This window comes from Nitrospirota bacterium (genome assembly GCA_040757595.1).
Lineage (GTDB): Bacteria > Nitrospirota > Nitrospiria > Nitrospirales > Nitrospiraceae > JBFLWP01.
Genome location: JBFLWP010000005.1, coordinates 111801 through 129407, shown reverse-complemented (window position 1 = coordinate 129407; position 17607 = coordinate 111801). Strand labels below are relative to the sequence as shown.

Here is a 17607-nt window from a genome sequence, read left to right as displayed (position 1 = left end):
CGGGATTCGGACCGAAAGTCGGTGCATTTTCCCTCGACATCGGCGCCGGCTACGACTTCCGTTTCCGCCAGGGGCTCGCCTCGTTCTCGCTGGACGCGACCTTCTGAACAGCGGACGGCGTCGCACGCGGGCCTGAACGCGCCCCCGGTTCTCACGCGGAACGTGCGGGACGGAGCGGGAACTTCAGGAGGAGTGGTGGACGCGGAGGTAGACCTTACTCTCGACGAAGACCTGCAGGAGGTCGGCATCCACCTTGCCATGCTTGACTTCGTCCTGCAGGATGTCCAGGGCCTTGGCGATCGGCACGGCCGCCTTGTAGGGCCGGTCGGCGGCGGTCAGGGCATCGTAGATGTCGCTGATCGTCATCATCCGAGTCTGGACCGGGATGACGTCGCCGGGGACCTGCCGCGGATAGCCGCTCCCGTCGAGCTTCTCATGGTGGCCGTAGGCGATGAGCGGCACGTTCTTCAAGGACTTGGTCCAGGGAATCGTGGAGAGGAACCGGTAGGTGTGGGTCACGTGGCTCTCGATCTCGAGCCGCTCCTCCGCTGTGAGGCTCCCCCTGGGAATCGAGAGCGTGATCACCTCCTGCGGGTTCAGGTAGGGCCGCGGCTCGCCGAAGTAGTTGTAGCTCATGTGGGCGATGTCGTGGAGCCGCTCGAACCCTCCCTGGGGCAGGACCGTCGGCTTGTTGCACTTCAGGAGGAACTCCAGGATCCCGTCCGTCTCGGCGATCTGCCGGGCCAGGTCCTCGTCCACCTCGGCCAGCATGGCGGCGGTGGCGTTGCGATCCCCTGACATCAGGATCTCCACCTTCCACTTCAGCGCCTGCACCTCGAGCGTCCGCTTGATGTAGTCGAAGCGGGACTTCAACAGCGCGAGGTCGCCGGGCATCAGCTTGTCCGCCTTGACCAGCACGTGCTCGCGCACGCCGACCTTGCCGAAATCGTGCAGGACGGCCGCGTACCGCAGCTCCTTCATCTGGTCGTAGTCGAAGGTGACCCCGGCGTAGGGACCGTGATCGAGCCGGTCCACCATCTCGGCGAGCCCGCAGGTCAGGGTCGCCACGCGCCCGCTGTGACCGCTGGTGGTCGGGTCCCGGCTTTCAATCGCGAGCACGCTCGCGGAGATGAACCCCTCGAACAGGTTGCTGATCTCCGCGTACAGGTTCGCGTTCTCGATCGCGATGCCGACCTGGTGCCCCAAGCTGACGAAGATTTGCAGGTCCTCCTCGCTGAACAGGCCGGCGTCCTTCTTGTTGATGGCCTGCAGGACCCCGAGCAGCTTGTCTCGCGCCTTGACCGGCACGCAAACCATGTTCCTGGTTCTGAAGCCGCTTTTCTTGTCCGCCTCGCGGTTGAAGCGCGGATCGCTGTAACAGTCGTTGATGATCTCCGGCCGACCGGTCTGCGCAACGTGCCCGGCGATGCCCTGCCCCACCTTCAGGCGGATCTGGCGCACCCCCTCGCCCTTCTCGCCCAGCGCGACTTCGAAATAGAGTTCGTTGGCCTTCTCGTCCAGCAACAGCATGGAGCCGGCCTCGGCCTCCATCAGGATCGTCGCGGCCTCGATCGCGCGCTTGCGAATCTCCGCCTGGTTGAGCGTGGAGTTGAGCAGCCCGCTGATCTCCTGCAGCGTCTGCAGCCTCGCGATCTTTTCCTGGTGCTTGCGGAACAGCCGGGAATTCTCGAGCGCGATCCCCACCTGGTTGGCCAGGCTGGCGAATTCGATCAGGTCCCAGTTGCTGAAGGGCCGGCCGCCCCGCTTGTTGACCGCCTCCAGCACGCCCAGTGTCTTGCTGTGGGCCAGCACCGGCACGGCCAGCAGCGTTCTGGTGACGAAGCCGGTTCGCCTGTCCACCTCGTGGGCCACCCGAGGGTCGCGCTGGGCGTCGTTGACGAGGAGCGGCTGGCCGGACTTGGTCACGAGCCCGGCGATGCCCTCGCCCGGCTTGAGCCTGACGTTCTTCAGCAGCTCGCCCTTCTCCCCCACGGCTGCGGCAAAGGTGAGGGCCCCGGTCCTTTCGTCCACCAGCAACAGGGCCCCGGCCTCCGCCTCGACCAGATTGATGGCCGCGGTCACCGCCCGCAGGAGCGCCTCCTGCGCGTCCATCGAGGAGTTGAGGATCTCGCTGACCTCCTCCAAATGCCTGATCCGGACGATCTTCTGCGCGTACTTCTGCGCCAGCCGGCTGTGGTCCAGCCCGACCGCCAGCCGGGCGGCGACGAAGTCCATCAGGTCCCCGACCCCGTTCCCGCTCCGCTTTTCGACCGGCAGGCCCGCTACGAGCAGCACCCCTTCGAGGTGCTGGGCACGGCTCAGCGGACAGACCAGGATGTCCCCCTCGGTCGTCACCCGGCCGTCCTGCATGACCTGCCGGATCAGCCTGACCCGTTCGTCCTCGTTGCTCCCGACCGGCTCCCCCTGGACGGCGACGCAGCGCATCTCCTTGGTCACCTCGTCCCGGAGATAGACCGCCGCCCCCTGGGCCTCGCTCAGCTCGAGCAGCACGCGCAGGCAGGCCGAGGCGACCTCTTCCGGCGAGCGGCCGCTTTCGACCGACGCGCTGATGGTTTCGAGGAGCTGTTCCCGAAGCTGCTGGGGGACCTGGGGAAGAGTGTCTTGGGGAAGCGCGACGGACGCAGAGGCCCCGGAGCCGGCGCGTGGCTTCGCGGAAACCGAGACGGGAGGTCTGGCGCGGCGCCCCTCGACGGGCCCGTTCCGACCGTTCGCTCGCTTCGGGGACGCCCGCTTGGGTGCTGCCATCGGGCTGCTCCTGCTCCTAGGCGCCGGCGGGCGACGGCGAGGCGGCAACGGCGGCCTTGAGCGTCCGCACGAAGTCGCCGACCCGACCGGGCAGCCCTGGGTCGTGCTGATGGTCGCCGATCTGCCGCACGATCGCGCTGCCCACGATGACGCCGTCGGCAATGCCGGCGACCCGCGCCGCATCCTGCGGGGTGGCGATCCCGAACCCGACCGCGATCGGCACCCCGCTCACCTTCCGGATCTTCTCCACGTTCCGCCGGACGTCCTCCACGTCGGTAAGCTTGGCGCCGGTGATGCCGGTCAGCGAGACGTAATAGACGAAGCCCTTCGACCGGCGGGCCACCAGGGTCCGGCGGGCCGCCGTGCTGGTCGGAGCCAGCAGAAAGACGAGACGAAGTCCGGTCCGGGAGGCGGCCGGCTCCAACTCGCCCGCCTCCTCCGGCGGCATGTCCGGCACGACGAGCCCGTCCACGCCGGCTTCGGCCGCTTTCTGGCAGAACGCGGCTTCTCCCATGGCGCGAATCGTGTTGTAGTAGGCCATGAGGACCAGCGGGACCTGGGTTCGGGAGCGGAGCCCCGCCACCGTCTCCAGGATCCGGCGCAGCGAGGCGCCGCCGCGCAACGCCCGCTCGGCGGCCTTCTGGATCACCGGCCCGTCGGCGATCGGATCGGAGAAGGGCACGCCCAGCTCGATGATGTCCGCCCCGGCCTGCTCCAGCGCCAGGACGAGCGTCTCCGTCTCCTGGAGCGACGGATCGCCCGCCATGACGTAGGCGATCAGGGCCTTCTCGCCCTTGGCCCGCAGTTCGCCGAACTTTTTCTCTAAGCGGTTCGGCTCACGTGACGCGTGATCCACGACGCGTGACGAGTTCTGGGAGTCACGGGGCGTAGATTTTTTTTGCTTTACACCTGTCACGTGTCACCTGTCACGTCCTTATAGGGTGACGCCGCGAATGCGGGCCACCTGCTGCACGTCCTTGTCGCCGCGGCCGGAGAGGTTCACGATGACGACCTGACTCTTCCTGAGCCTGGGCGCCAGCTTGACGGCTTCCGCCACCGCGTGGGCGCTCTCCAGCGCCGGCACGATCCCCTCCTCCCTGGCCAGCAGGTCGAAGGCCGCCAGCGCCTCCTCGTCGGTCGCCCAGGTGTACTGGATGCGGCCGGCGTCCCGATAGAAGCTGTGCTCCGGTCCCACCGCCGCATAGTCCAGCCCGGCCGAGACGGAATGGGTCAGGTTGATCTGCCCGTCGTCGTCCTGCAACAGGTAGGTCATGGTGCCCTGCAGGACTCCGGGCCGGCCCGTGGCGAACCGGGCCGCGTGTTTCCCGCTCTCGATCCCCGTCCCGCCCGCCTCCACCCCGACCATCTTCACGCGCCGGTCCTTGAGGAAAGGATAAAACAGCCCGATCGAGTTGCTCCCGCCCCCGACGCAGGCGACGAGATAGTCCGGCAGCCGGCCCTCGGCGGCCAGGATCTGCATCCGGGCCTCCTTCCCGATCACGGATTGGAAGTCGCGGATCATCATCGGATAGGGATGGGCGCCCAGGACGGACCCGAGGATGTAGTGGGTCGTGCGGACGTTCGTGGTCCAGTCGCGCATGGCTTCGCTGATCGCGTCTTTGAGCGTGCGGCTCCCCGCGTCCACGCCGGTCACGGTCGCGCCGAGCAGCCGCATCCGGAAGACGTTCAGCGCCTGCCGCTGCATGTCCTCCGTGCCCATGTAGACTTCGCAGGTCAGGCCGAACAGGGCCGCCACGGTGGCCACGGCGACCCCGTGCTGGCCGGCGCCGGTCTCGGCGATCACGCGCTCCTTGTGCATCCGCCTGGTCAGGAGCCCCTGCCCGATCGTGTTGTTGATCTTGTGGGCGCCGGTGTGGCAGAGGTCCTCCCGCTTCAGGTAGATCTTCGCGCCGCCCAGACGCCTGGTCAGCCGCTCGGCGAAATAGAGGGGCGTGGGCCGGCCGACGTAGAGTTTCAGGTAATGGGCCAGCTCGGCTTGGAATTTCCGGTCCCGACGGGTGGCGAGGTAGGCCTCCTCCAGCTCCAGGAGGGCCGGCATGAGCGTTTCGGGCACGTAGCGACCGCCGTACTGGCCGAAACGGCCTCGATTGTCCGGCAAGGCGTGCATCGGGAGGATACCTTAGAAAAAGGCCTGAAAGTGTAGGCGCAGTATAGACCCGCGGTCAGGTGGACGCAAGTTTTACCGCCTGGATGAACGCCGCGATCCTGGCCGGATCCTTCCTGCCCGGGCTGGCCTCCACCCCGCTGCTCACGTCCACCCCGTAGGGCCGGACTTGCCTGATCGCCTCTCCTACGTTCTGAGCGGTGAGTCCGCCGGCCAGCAGGACCGGCGCGCTCCGCGCAACTTCCGCGGCCAGGTTCCAGTCAGCCACCTGCCCGGTCCCCCCGTAGGCGGCCTGGGAGAAGGCGTCCACGACGAAGGCCCGGACAAGCGCGCGGCCCTTGTATTCCGCGAGAGCGAGCAGGCTCCCCCGGTCGCGAAGTCTCAGGCCCTTCATGACCGGCCGGCCCAGGGATTCGCAGTAGGCCGAGGTCTCCTCTCCGTGCAACTGGGCCAGGGCCAGCCCGCAACCATCCATGAGGTCGCGAACCTTCTTGAGGTCCTCGTTCACGAAGACCCCGACCGGCAGGACGAATGGCGGCAGCCCGGCCACGATCCGGCAGACGACATCGGCTTCCACGTACCGGGGGCTCTCCCGATGGAAAATGAACCCCAGGGCATCGGCGCCAGCCTCAACCGCGGCCCTTGCGTCCTCCCGGTTCGTGATCCCGCAGATCTTGACCTTGACGACGCTCATGAGTCCGCGTAGCCGATGGCCTCCACGAAGCTCTGGGCGAACAGGGCGTCCGGCTGCTTCGCCCATTCCCTCATGGCCCGACAGTGTCGCTCCACGTCCGGCACCCGGCTCCGCTCGGCCTCCAGCCGCTGGGCGAGCAGCTCGGTGATCGCCTCCATCGTCTCGTAACAATCATACATGGCGGACAGGCTGATCCGGGCAAAGCCAGCTTCCTTCAGCAGCTTGCCGAGCTCCCTCCCCATGAACGGATTGCCGCCGTTCTTCCGCTGGAGCTGCCGGTAGGCCTCGATCGCCTTTTCCATGGCCGGATCCCTGGGCGCCATGAGGTTCCCGCTCCAATCTGGGGTGGCGATCCCGACGATGCCGCCGGGCTTCAAGACCCGGCGCAATTCCTTTGCGGCAGCCAGAGGGTCGCCCAGATGCTCGAAGAGGGCGTGGGAATGGACCGCGTCGAAGGACCGGTCCGGAAAGGGCAGCTTGTAGACGCTGGCTGTTTCGAACCGGAGGTTGCCCAGCCCCTTGGCCTTGGCCACTTGCCTGGCTGCGGCGAGTTGACTCTCCTCGATGTCCACTCCCACCACCTCGCCAGGCGCGACCGCCTCGGCCAGCCCGACCGTGATCGTGCCCGGTCCGCAGCCGCAATCGAGCAGCCTCATCCCCGGCTTGAGACACGGGAGCAGGAACGCGGCGTCCCGGGCCGCATACCGCCGCTGCATGTACCGGACGGCGATGTCGCTGTACCCGGGCGTGTAGGTCTCTCTCCTGTCCACCCTCTTGCCTCGATACCGCTCTAGCGGGCCTGGCAGAAGCTGAGTCGCGCCCCGCCCGTGTCCCGCGGAACCAGCACCCGCCCGCTCCCGCGGAGGCCCTCGTCATAAAAGGGAATGGCCTGAGCTTGCCATTCGCCTGCGAGACGCGCCAGATCCTCGGCGAGCAACGTCACCATCTGCACCCCGTCGCCGGAAAAGCTCTGGGAGAGATGGATCGCCCCCCGTTGGAGCAGAAATCGGCTTTCCACCGGCCGCTCTCCAAGGAGCTGGGTATAGGCCGTGATGGCCGGCTGGAGATCCGCCGCCCCGACTGCCACCCAGCCGATCTTCGTTGAACGGCCGAGGCCCTCAGTCGGAGGCGGGACACGGAGCTCGCGCGGCGTGGCATCTTGAATCAGAAACGGCAGCGTCGCGCTTTCCGGATGGGCCGTCCGCCAGGAGACCTGCTGCCCGTCTGGCCGGACTCGGCCGCCCGGAGGCGCTTTGGCGATCGCCAGCCCGCGCTCCCTGATCGCCTGGACGTCGCCGTGATAGTCCGTGACTTCCAGGACAAACCCGGCGAGCCGGTTCGGCCGCGCCAAGGCCTCCAGCACCTGTCTGCCGAACGGAAACTCCCGGGCCAGCTCCGGCTTCTTGACCCCGATCAGCTCCAAATAGCTTCCGTCCGCCAGCGGAACCAGCGCATTGTGCGTCCCGACGGAAGGATGCTCCCCGCCGCGAAGGACCTGAAACCCCAGCCGGCGATAGACCTCCATCGCCTTCTCCAAATCCTCCACCGCGATCAGCACATGGTCAACGCCGAGGATCATCTTTCGGGGGGTTCACCTTTTCCCAGCAACTCCTTGATCTTCGCGCCCGTGTCCTCGGCCTTGATCAGCGACTCCCCGACCAGCATCGCGTGGACGCCGGCGTCCAGGAGCCGCTTCACGTCGTCGCGCTTGTGGATGCCGCTCTCGGACACGATCAGCTTGCCGGAGGGGACGCGCTTCGCCAGCCGCTCGGTCACGCCCAGGTCAGTCGCAAAGGTCTTCAGGTCCCGGTTGTTGATCCCGATCAGCCGCGCGTCCGGCAGCCATTCCAGGACCGTGTCCAGCTCCTTCTCACGGTGCGTCTCGATCAGGACGTCCAGCCTCAATTCCTGGGCGAGGGCGAAGAAGTCAATCAACTGCCTCCGCTCAAGCGCGGCCACGATCAGGAGCACCGCATCGGCCCCGTAGGCCCGCGCCTCGTAGAACTGCACCTCCCCGACCATGAACTCCTTGTTCAGGGCGGGCAGCCCGACCTGATCCTTGATCGTCCTGAGATATTCCAAGCTCCCCTGGAAGAAGGTCTCGTCGGTCAGCACGGAGACGGCCGAGGCTCCGTGTTCCTTGTACTGTTCGGCGATCTTCACCGGCTCGAAACGGTCCTTGAACTCAGGGCGGAGCAGGCCGAGACTGGGGGAGGCCTTCTTGACCTCGGCGATGAGGGAGGGGCTGGCCGGCGGACGGGTCGCCCGGAGCGCCGCTTCGAAGCCGCGCGGCACTGCCCGGTCCCTGATCCGGGCCTTGAGCTCGGCCAGGTAGCCGCGGCTCTGCTTGTGCCGCAGCTCCGCCCTCTTGTGCTCCAGAATCCGATCCAGGATCATCATTGGAACCGTGACGCGTGACGCGTGACACGTGACAGGAAGTCAGCGCGTAGATCGCCGCTGTATGTCCCTTCTTTACTCGTCACGCGTCACCTATCACGTGTCACGCCTATTTGTGAACGCGATGAGCCGCTCCAGCTTTTCAAAGGCCGCCCCGCCGTTGATGACCTTCCCGGCCAGCTCCACCCCTTCCCGTAGGGTCTTGGCCTTGCCGCAGGCCACGAAGGCCGGCGCCGCGTTCATGCAGACGATGTCCCGCTTGGGTCCCTTCCGTCCCCGCAGAATCTCCCTGGTGATCTCCGCGTTCTCCTCCGCCGTGCCCCCGGTCAGGTCCCGGAGCGGCACACGGCTAAGCCCGAAGTCCTCCGGCTCCACGACATAGCTGGAAACCACCCCGGCCTTCCCCTCCGACACGCGGGTCCGCTCGGTCAGCGTCACCTCGTCCAGCCCGTCCATCCCGTGCACGACGAAGCAATGTTGCGTGCCCAGCCGGACCAGCACCTTGGCCAGCAGCTCGGTCAGGTTCCCGTCGTAGACCCCCAGCACCTGGATGGTGGCCCCGGCCGGATTGGTCAAAGGGCCGAGGATGTTCAGCAGGGTCCGGATCCCCATCTCCTGGCGAGGCGCGGCGCAATGTTTCATGGCTCCGTGGAAGAGCGGGGCGAAGAGGAATCCGATCCCGACTTCGTTCACACAGTCCGTCACCCGGTCGGGCGGAAGATCGATCTTGACGCCGAGCGCCGCCAGCACGTCGGCGCTGCCGGAGCGGGAGGAGACGGAACGGTTCCCGTGCTTCGCGACGGTCAGCCCGCCGCCGGCCACGACGAAGGCCGCGGTGGTGGAGATGTTGAAGGTGTGGGCCCGGTCGCCGCCGGTCCCGCAGGTGTCCACGACCAACGGATCGGCCGCCCGGAGGCGGACGGCCCGGGACCGCATGGCCCGGGCCGAGCCGACGATCTCGTCCACCGTCTCGCCCTTCATGCGGAGCCCCATCAGGTAGGCGGCGATCTGCGCGGGCGTGGCGGCCCCGTCCATGATCTCCAGCATGACCTCCTCGGCCTCCTTGTCCGAGAGGTCGTTCCGGTCGGCGAGCTTGGCGATGGCGTCCTTGATCATGGTGTCAGGCACGAGGCGCGAGGCGCTGGGCTAGAGGCGTGGACAAGATGCCGCGGACGAGCTCGCGCCCCTCGCCTCGCACCCCGCGCCTAAGTTTCACAGCTTCAAGAAGTTGCGTAAGAGATCCATGCCGGCCGCCGTGAGAATGGATTCGGGGTGGAATTGGACGCCCTCGACGCAGAGGGTCCTGTGGCGCAGCCCCATGATCTCCCCTTCCGCCGTCTCCGCCGACACCTCCAGACAATCGGGCAGGTTGGCCCGGTTGACCAGCAGCGAGTGATAGCGGGTCGCCTCGAAAGGGTTCGGCAGATCCCGGAAGATGGTCTTCCCGTCGTGGTGGATCATGGAGGTCTTGCCGTGCATCAGCCGGTCGGCCCGGATCACCTCCCCGCCGAAGGCCACGGCGAGCGACTGGTGCCCCAGGCAGACGCCCAACACCGGCAGATGGCCGGCGAAATGGCGGATCGTCTCTACCGAGACGCCGGCCTCCTTGGGCGTGCAGGGGCCTGGCGAGATCACGAGCCGTTGCGGCCGCAGGGCCTCGATCTCTTCGACCGTGATCTTGTCGTTCCGGTACACCCGGACGTCCTCCCCCAGCTCGCCGAAATACTGGACGAGGTTGTAGGTGAAGGAATCGTAGTTGTCGACCATCAACAGCATGTCAGAAACCGTGATCAGTGATGCGTGACGCGTGATGAGCCAGAATATCTGGCTCCCCGCGTCGGCTTCCGCCTTTACTTATCACCCATGACCCATCACCCATCACTGTCTCATTCCAGGCCCCGTTCCGCCAGCTCGATGGCCTGCATCATGGCCCGCGCCTTGTTGCAGGTCTCCTCGTACTCCCGCTCCGGGTCCGAATCGGCCACGATCCCAGCCCCGGCCTGGATGTAGGCCTGTCGCCCCTTGATCACGACCGTGCGGATGTTGATGCAGGTGTCCATGTTGCCCGAGAAGCCGAAGTATCCCACCGCGCCCGCGTAGGGCCCGCGCCTCGTCGGCTCCAGCTCCTCGATGATCTCCATCGCGCGGATCTTGGGCGCGCCCGAGACGGTGCCGGCGGGGAAGCAGGCCTTCATCACGTCGTAGGCCGACCGGGACGGAGCCAGCTCCCCGTTCACCTCGGACACGATGTGCATCACGTGGGAGTAGCGCTCGATCGTCATCAGGGCGTCCACCTTGACCGTGCCGCTCTTGGCCACCCGGCCGATGTCGTTCCGGCCCAGGTCCACGAGCATCACGTGCTCCGCCCGCTCCTTCTCGTCCGCGAGCAGCTCCCGCTCCAACGCCCGGTCCTGCTCCTCGGTCGCGCCGCGGCGCCTGGTGCCCGCAATCGGCCTGACCGAGACGCGGCCGTCCTCGCAACGGACCAGCGTCTCCGGCGAGGATCCCACCAGCTCCACCCCGCCGACTCTCAGGTAGTACATGTACGGAGAGGGATTGACCACGCGCAGCGCCCGGTAGATCTCGAACGGTTTCGTCCGGATCCTGGTCTCCCACCGCTGGGACAGGACGGTCTGGATGATGTCGCCGGCCCGGATGTACTCCTTGGTCCGCATCACCATCTTCTCGAAATCCGCCTGGCTCATGTTCGGAGTGAACCGGGGGCCAGCCTGGCTGGCGGCGGGAGGCCGGCGCCGCGCGGGGGCCAGGCGGCGCAGCGGCCGCTTGAGCCGCGCGATCATCTTCTCGATGCGGGCCGTCGCGTCGGCATAGGCGCGCTTCAGCTCCGGCTCCCGGCCGGACGGCACGTGGGCGTTCGCGACCACCTTGATCTTCTGCGCCACGTTGTCGAAGATCAGCAGGGTCTCGGTGAGCAGGAACGCCAGGTCCGGCAGGCCCAGCGTGTCCTTGCGGCGCTGGGGCAGGTCCTCGAAGTACCGGACGACGTCGTAGCCCAGGTACCCGACCGCCCCGCCCACGAACCGCGGGAGGCCCGGCACCGTGACCGGCCGGTACTCGGCCATGATGTCGCGCAGGCGATCGAGCGGAGTCTCGCCGGTCTTCTCTCGAAGCGGGATCCGCTCGGTCCTGGAGCCCCGCGTGACCAGCAACGAGCCGCGGTCTTCCCGGATGACAACCGGCGACCCGCTGCCCAGGAAGGAGTAGCGGGCCCAGTTCTCCCCGCCCTCCACGCTCTCCAGGAGATAGGCGGACGGGCCGTGATCGATCTTGGTGAGGGCCGAGACCGGTGTCTCGAAATCGGCCAGGATTTCGCGATAGAGGGGAATCAGGTTCCCGCGGGAAGCGAGGGCCCGAAACTCATCGAAACTCAATGAAAAGGCAGGCTTTTCCATGCGGAAAGCTAGCATGCGCATTTGGAAAAAGTCAACGAACCGACCGGAGAGGCCATGTGAGGATGCTCAGGGTCGGAGGGCGGGAACTCAGGAAGGCTGGCGGCTCACTCGGCCGATCTTCTCCCGATCCTCTTCCGCGCACTTGGTAAATTGAACGCCCAGCTTGAAATAGCTTTTTCCCCGATCGTCCACCAACTGCTGAGTCCGGACCACGCGAGCCTCGATCTCCCCGAGCTTTTCGCCGTTGGGCAGGCTGAACGACAGGACGATTTCCGACCCGGCCGGGAATTCCTCCCTCGTGCTGAGCTGGATTCCCCCCAGGCTGATGTTCTTGACCGACCCCTGGAACATCCGGCTCTGTCGCCGATCCCGATAGATGGCGAAGAGCGAAACGTCCTGCCGCGCGTGCCGCCGGAGGTCCTTCGCCTCGGGTTTCGCCTCCTGGGCCAGCAGATCCTGGACTTGATACACCTCCACCAGCCCGGTCCGGCCCTTCACCTCGACATCCGGGAGCCTCTGCACCTTCACCAGATCCTTCACGTACCGATAGGTCGAGCCGCTGATCAGAATCCCGCCCGCGGGCGCTAGGGGCTCCAAGCGGGCCGCGAGGTTCACCTGATCGCCGATGACCGTGTACTCGATCCGGGAAGGCGATCCGATGTTGCCCGCGATCACCTCCCCGCTGTTGATGCCGATCCGCAGCTCCAGCGTCTGGCCTCCCTCCCGGCCGGCCTTCTCCTGGAGCCGCCTGGCTTCCCGCTGCATGGCGAGCGCGGCCGACACGGCGTTCGAGGCGTGGGCGGGGGTCGGCACCGGCGCCCCGAAGACGGCCATGATGGCGTCGCCGATGAACTTGTCGAGGGTCCCGTGGTGCTCGAAAATGACGTCGGCCATCGCGGAAAAGTACTCGTTCAGAAACTGCACGACCTTCTCCGGATCGAGCCGTTGGGAGAGCGGGGTGAACCCGCAGAGGTCGGCGAAGAGCACGGAGCAGACGACCCGCTGCCCGCCCAGCGCCAGCACCTCCTTGCGGCTCATGACGTCGTCCACCAGGTTGGGCGAGAGGTACCGCTGGAGGTTCAGGCGGGCCTTCGTCTCCTTCTGGACGTTCTCGTAGAGCCGGGCGTTCTCGACCGCGATGGCCGCCTGGTGGGCGAATCCCGTGAGGAACTCCAGGCTCTCGGCCGAGAAGGCGCCGGAGACCATGCGGTTGTCCACGTAGATCACCCCGATCACTTCCCCCGTCTTCAGTTGCATGGGCACGCACAGGAGCGAGCGGACGTGCTGCGCCATCACGCTCTGCATCCCCTGGAATTGGTCCTCCTTCTGCGCGTCGGTGGCAAGGATGGGCTGCCCCTCCTTGGCCACACGGCTGCAGATGTTGCTGCTGATCTTCCACTGCTGCTTGTCCTGAAGCGCCGCCTCCATGTTCCGGGCGACCACGATCGCCAACTCGCCGGTCTCCGGGTCCTCCAGCATCAGGAACCCTCGCTCGGCGTTCATCACCTTCACCGCCATGTCCATGATCAGGTCGAGCAGCCGGTCCATCGCGAGGACCGAGTTGACCATCCGGCCGACCTCCGCCAGCGTCGCCATCTCCCGCTGGGCTCGGCTCAGGCCCTCGAAGCTCTTCCGCAACGTCTGGTACGCCTCGACGAGCTTCTTCAGAGGGTCCGTGGAAGGAGCCACGCCCGGCTTCGGGGCCGAGGAGAGTTGCCGGACCTCGCCGAGCCCCGACTCCAGCGAGGCCAGGGCCTGCTTCACGTCGCGGTACAGCCCGATGTGCACCCGGCAGTGGTCGCAATAGGTCGCGCCGGCCTGCTCCTGACCGCAGTGGGGGCAGGACGTCATCGCTGGTATTCCCCGCTGGCTTTCGGAATGGGTGGACGAGAGGGCCCCGACATGCGACGAGAAGAATCGGCTCGGGTCACGGGCCCTGGAGGGCCCGGCCGACCTCCTCCATGGACGGGAACCGGCCTTCCGGCTTCTTTTGCAGGCAGGTCATGACGACCGTGTCGAACTGCTCCGGGACGTCCGCGTTGAGCAGGCGCGGCGACAGGGGCATCTCGTGGATCTGCCGGTACGCCACGTCCCCGTCGCTGAACGGGACCTTTCCCGTCAGCAGCTCGTACAGCATCACGCCGAAGGCGTAGATGTCCGTTCGCGCGTCGGCGGCCTTGCCCTGGATCTGCTCGGGCGCCATGTACTTGGGGGTCCCCATGACCGTCCCCGTCCTCGTCATCGCCGTGCTTCCCTCCGCAACCCGGGCCAGCCCGAAATCGGCGATTTTCACCTTCCCGTCGGAAGCCATGAGAATATTGTCCGGCTTGATGTCCCGGTGCACCACCCCGTTGCCGTGGGCGTACCCGAACGCGTCGCAGAGCTGGAGCGCGATCGCCCTGATCTCCTCCACGGGCAGGTTCCGCTGCCGCAAGAGGTCGCGCAAGGTTCCGCCCTCCACATACTCCATGGCGATGTAGATCGGTTCCTGGACGTGGATGTCATAGATCGCCACGATGCCCGGATGCCGCAGGTTGCTCGCCGCCTGGGCCTCCCGGATGAATCGCGCCACCGCCTCGGGGTCGCGCTGGAAGTCCTCTTTCATGAATTTGAGGGCCACGGTGCGGCGAAGCACGCGGTCCACCGCGCGAAAGACCGTCCCCATTCCGCCGGTCCCGATCCTGGTGACCGCTTCGTAGCGCTCCTGGAGGACGGCGGTGGGATCCTTCTGCGAAACGGTCTGCGTCGAGGCCAGGGACGGGGTGAGCCTGGGAAAGTGCTCCAGCCGTCTGGCCACGTCCTGGTAGGTGGCGTCGATCTCCAGGGTCTTCTTGTAATACTCCCGCGCCCTGTCCAGAACGTCCTGACCTTCGTAGGCCAGGCCGATCTGGTAGAAGCACTGCGCCCGCTTCTCGTTGGGAATTGCCATCTGCTGCAGCTTCGCGAACTGGCCCTCGGCGAGATCGTCCAATCCCTTTCGCAGAAAGATCAGGCCGAGCCGCAACAGCGCGTCGGCCTGGTAAGGAGACTCGGACCGAGCCAATTGCTGGTAGACCGAGAGCTGTTTCTCGTCCGGTTCCCCGCGCTTGCGATAGGCCTCTCCGAGCTCGAAGAGGACCCGGGTCGTCTCGTGAGGGGCCAGCAGCCCCATCCGGAGGATCTCTTCCATCTCCTGGATCCTCTTCTGACCCAGGAGCTCGTCCATCTCGCGCAAGCGCGCCTGAAAGCCGGGATTCGTCGGATCGAGCAGGAGCAACTGTTCCTGGACCGTTCTGGCCGCGTCCAGCTCGCCCGTCTCCATGTAGCGCTCCAGGCTGGCGACCAGCATCGCCGCGACCTTCCCCCTCAGCTCCCGGTCCACCTGAACGGCCGGGGCCAGTTGCTCCAGCTTCTCGCGGACGGCCTTCAGCTTGCCCGTGCTGAGATGCAGCGAAATGACTTCGCAGACGATCGCGGGCTTCTCCCGCTCGTTCGCGTACCGGACCAGCCCGTCGAGCTTGGCGACGACCATGTCCAGCTTTTCCGGACTGAGTTCGACGACCCTCCGGTACTGCTGCATCGCCTTCACGCCCTCACCGCGCTCTCCGTAGAGGTCGCCGAGGTGCCAATGGATTTCCGGGTCGTCCGGACGGCTCTGCCGGTACTGCAGAAAGAGCTCGACGGCCTTCTGATCCTTCCCTTCGGACTGATAATAGTACCCCAGCCGGTACAAGTCGGAAGGATCGGCCTTGCCGCTCTGCGCGGACTTTTCCCACTGGGCGACGCGGGCGTTGAGCTGATCGCTCTTCTTGAGGATCTCGATGTAGAGCCGCTGGGCTTTTGCGTGCCGCGGGTGCTTCGTCGTGAGCAAACCGAGGTTCTTGAGGACCTTCGGCGTCCGGTCGGGGCGCCACTTCCACATCTGCTCGTATTCGGCGACCGCCTGGTCCACGTTGCCTCGGGCAAGGTGGATTTGAGCGGACAGGTGGAATTTGTCGGAGAGATGCCCTTTGAGGAACTTCAGGTGGTTGAGCAGCTGGAGGGCCTCGTCGTAGCGCCCCTTCTTGTACAGGATCGTCCCCAGGACCAGGTGATACCGCATGTACCGGAGGCCGAGGGTGGCGAATTGCCGCTGGAAATCGGACACCGGATGGGAGGAGTTGATCTGCCGGCAGGTTTCGTAAGCCTCGTCGATCATGCCCTTCTGGTAATAGGCATCGGCGAGGTCATTCAGGGCCTTGATGTCCTCCGGATCGCTCTTGAGCTGTTTGAGGGCAATCGAGATGACCTTGTCCCAATTGCCGTCCGCATAGGCCTTTTCGCGTCTTGCCGAAGGATTGAGGAGGAGCATCCGTGGGACCGTTGTTTTCCGTAAGTTACACCCTCGTCCCCAGAAGTCAACCAATTGAGGCCAGCCGCGCCTGTCTAGGTGCTCGCTCCCCGCTCTCACGGTTCACGGATCACCATTCACCTATTCGCGCCCAACCACGAGCCTCTGGCCCACTTCAATGGAATTGCTGCGCAGGCTGTTCCAGCTCTTGAGCGTTTTCACGTCGGTCCCGTACCGCTTGGCAATGCTGAAGAGGGTCTCGCCCGGCTTGACCTCGTGGTAACGTGCGGTCCCGCCCACCGTGACCGTGCCGCTCGGCTCCGGTGTCGCAACCTCGGCCGGCGGCTCCTCCAAGGTCCCCAGCAAGTCCTTGTCGCCCCTGTCCGCCCGCCTGCCCTTGGGAGCTTTGGCGGACTCCGCGGCCTTCTTCGTCATGGCGGCTTCCCGCAAGGCCATCTCTTCCTGCACCCTGGCCAATTGCTCCCGAACCGCCTGGAGCTGGGCGGTCAACTCCCGGTTCCTGGCCTCGAGGTCGGCGCTCTCCCGCTTCAGGCGCTTGAGCTCGCTGTCCATCTCGCCCGTCCGCTTCTCCTCCTGGGCCAGGAGCCGCTGGAAGTTCATCGCGCGGGCCTTTTCCGCCTCGTACTTCTCGGTCATCACACAGCCGGCCAGCAGGACCCAGCTCGCGCAGAACAGGGCAAGGGACTTCACGGTAAGCCGTTTCATACGTGTATCCGTCTCCTCTTCGTGATATTGGTGCGCTCCGATCGGGAACCCCAAGGATAGAACCGGCGCCGTCGAATGTCAAAGCGAAAGGCGCTCGAACCGCACACCGGACGGGAGTTTCCGCGTTTGACCCTCCCGCGAGGGTATGTTACGGTTTCAGCCGAGCGCGCGCGGCGCGCTGGAAAGGAGCGGCGTCGGTCCCCATGTCCCGCAAGTCCGAGCTCGGATCCCAGCGAACGGTCGTCGTGGACGGCGTCACGCTCCGCTTGGCCCAGCCGATGGACACCGGCCAGGAATGGATCGGCGAGCGGGAGATCCTCAAGCAGTTGCTGGCCTGCTGGCTCGTGATCGACGCCCGGGACTCGGCGCTCTCCCCCCGCATCACCGGCCACCCGGGCATCGGGAAGACCACCCTCGCGATGGCCGGAGCCAAGGAGCGCAAGCAGGACCTCTACATCTTCCAGTGCACGGCGGACACGCGGCCCGAAGACCTGCTGGTCACGCCGGTCCTGGCGGAATCCGGCACGATCGCCTACCACGCCTCTCCGCTGGTGTCCGCGATCCTGACCGGCGGGGTCTGCGTGCTGGACGAAGGCAACCGCATGAACGAGAAGAGCTGGGCCTCGCTCGCCCCCCTGCTGGACCACCGGCGCTGCGTCGAGTCCATCGTCGCGGGCATCGTGATCAAGGCCGACCCGTCGTTCCGCTGCTGCGTGACGATGAACGAGGACGCCTCGACCTACGAGGTGCCGGACTACATCCTGTCCCGGCTCCAGCCCACGCTGCACATGGGCTTTCCCCGCCGGGAGGACGAGCTGGCCATCCTGCGCTATCACCTGCCCTTTGCCCCGGCCGAGATGCTGGCCCTGACCGTGGACTTCCTGCAGGAGGCCCATCAGCTCGCCCTCGACTATTCGGTGCGGGACGGGCTCCACCTGCTGCAGTACGCGCTCAAGCGGCTGGCGCAGGACCAGACCCACCCGCTGGCTAAGGACGAGGCCTGGCGGGAGGCGGTGGTGAAGGTCCTGGGCGAGGAAGCCCTGGATCTGGAGGGGCTGGCCCGGCGCAGGAAGCGGGCGCTCGGCGACCAGGCCCTGCCCCGCGGGCTGGGGGATTTCTTCTTCGAAGGGGATGATCCGCTGCATCCCGACCGATGAGGCCAGGCCGCCCGCCGGCG

14 protein-coding genes are annotated in these 17607 nt (G+C 66.3%); 1 reads left to right on the top strand and 13 read right to left on the bottom strand.

The features are described 5' to 3' along the window. Positions 1-183: 183 nt before the first annotated feature. From AB1411_06950 to AB1411_06890, 13 genes are all read right to left on the bottom strand, one after another. Positions 184-2766 (bottom strand): GAF domain-containing protein, encoded by a 2583-nt coding sequence (locus tag AB1411_06950; GenBank protein ID MEW6543335.1) that lies wholly within the window; start codon positions 2764-2766, stop codon positions 184-186. Positions 2767-2782: 16 nt separating this feature from the next. Then, positions 2783-3622, bottom strand: coding sequence for a tryptophan synthase subunit alpha (gene trpA / locus AB1411_06945; GenBank protein MEW6543334.1), 840 nt, complete (start codon positions 3620-3622; stop codon positions 2783-2785). A gap of 78 nt (positions 3623-3700) precedes the next feature. After that, a complete protein-coding gene (trpB, locus tag AB1411_06940; protein ID MEW6543333.1) occupies positions 3701-4894 on the bottom strand; it encodes a tryptophan synthase subunit beta in 1194 nt (397 codons plus the stop codon). Between the two features lie 55 nt (positions 4895-4949). Beyond that, positions 4950-5585, bottom strand: coding sequence for a phosphoribosylanthranilate isomerase (locus tag AB1411_06935; GenBank protein MEW6543332.1), 636 nt, complete (start codon positions 5583-5585; stop codon positions 4950-4952). Further along, positions 5582-6355 (bottom strand): methyltransferase domain-containing protein, encoded by a 774-nt coding sequence (locus AB1411_06930; protein ID MEW6543331.1) that lies wholly within the window; start codon positions 6353-6355, stop codon positions 5582-5584. The genes AB1411_06935 and AB1411_06930 overlap by 4 nt, the downstream gene beginning before the upstream one ends. Positions 6356-6375: 20 nt before the next feature. Continuing rightward, the gene (locus tag AB1411_06925; GenBank protein MEW6543330.1) at positions 6376-7164 is read right to left on the bottom strand and encodes a VOC family protein; all 789 of its coding nucleotides are present in this window, start codon (positions 7162-7164) and stop codon (positions 6376-6378) included. Further along, on the bottom strand, positions 7161-7982 hold the full coding sequence (gene trpC / locus AB1411_06920; GenBank protein ID MEW6543329.1) for an indole-3-glycerol phosphate synthase TrpC: 822 nt from the start codon (positions 7980-7982) through the stop codon (positions 7161-7163). Before trpC ends, AB1411_06925 begins: the two co-directional genes overlap by 4 nt. 96 nt (positions 7983-8078) lie before the next feature. After that, positions 8079-9098 carry an anthranilate phosphoribosyltransferase gene (trpD, locus tag AB1411_06915; protein MEW6543328.1) on the bottom strand — a complete coding sequence of 340 codons (1020 nt, stop codon included), beginning with the start codon at positions 9096-9098 and terminating at the stop codon, positions 8079-8081. A gap of 96 nt (positions 9099-9194) precedes the next feature. After that, a complete protein-coding gene (pabA, locus tag AB1411_06910) occupies positions 9195-9758 on the bottom strand; it encodes an aminodeoxychorismate/anthranilate synthase component II (protein ID MEW6543327.1) in 564 nt (187 codons plus the stop codon). Between the two features lie 110 nt (positions 9759-9868). Continuing rightward, positions 9869-11395, bottom strand: a complete 1527-nt coding sequence (gene trpE, locus AB1411_06905) for an anthranilate synthase component I (GenBank protein MEW6543326.1) — start codon at positions 11393-11395, stop codon at positions 9869-9871. An 87-nt stretch (positions 11396-11482) separates the two neighbouring features. Then, positions 11483-13246, bottom strand: coding sequence for an adenylate/guanylate cyclase domain-containing protein (locus AB1411_06900; protein MEW6543325.1), 1764 nt, complete (start codon positions 13244-13246; stop codon positions 11483-11485). Positions 13247-13322: 76 nt separating this feature from the next. Next, entirely contained in the window at positions 13323-15725 is a 2403-nt protein-coding gene (locus AB1411_06895) for a protein kinase (protein ID MEW6543324.1), read from the bottom strand. Between the two features lie 120 nt (positions 15726-15845). After that, the gene (locus AB1411_06890) at positions 15846-16430 is read right to left on the bottom strand and encodes a LysM peptidoglycan-binding domain-containing protein (protein ID MEW6543323.1); all 585 of its coding nucleotides are present in this window, start codon (positions 16428-16430) and stop codon (positions 15846-15848) included. Positions 16431-16633: 203 nt separating this feature from the next. Here AB1411_06890 and AB1411_06885 point away from each other — a divergent pair, with 203 nt between their 5' ends. Beyond that, on the top strand, positions 16634-17587 hold the full coding sequence (locus AB1411_06885) for an AAA family ATPase (protein MEW6543322.1): 954 nt from the start codon (positions 16634-16636) through the stop codon (positions 17585-17587). Positions 17588-17607: the final 20 nt, after the last annotated feature.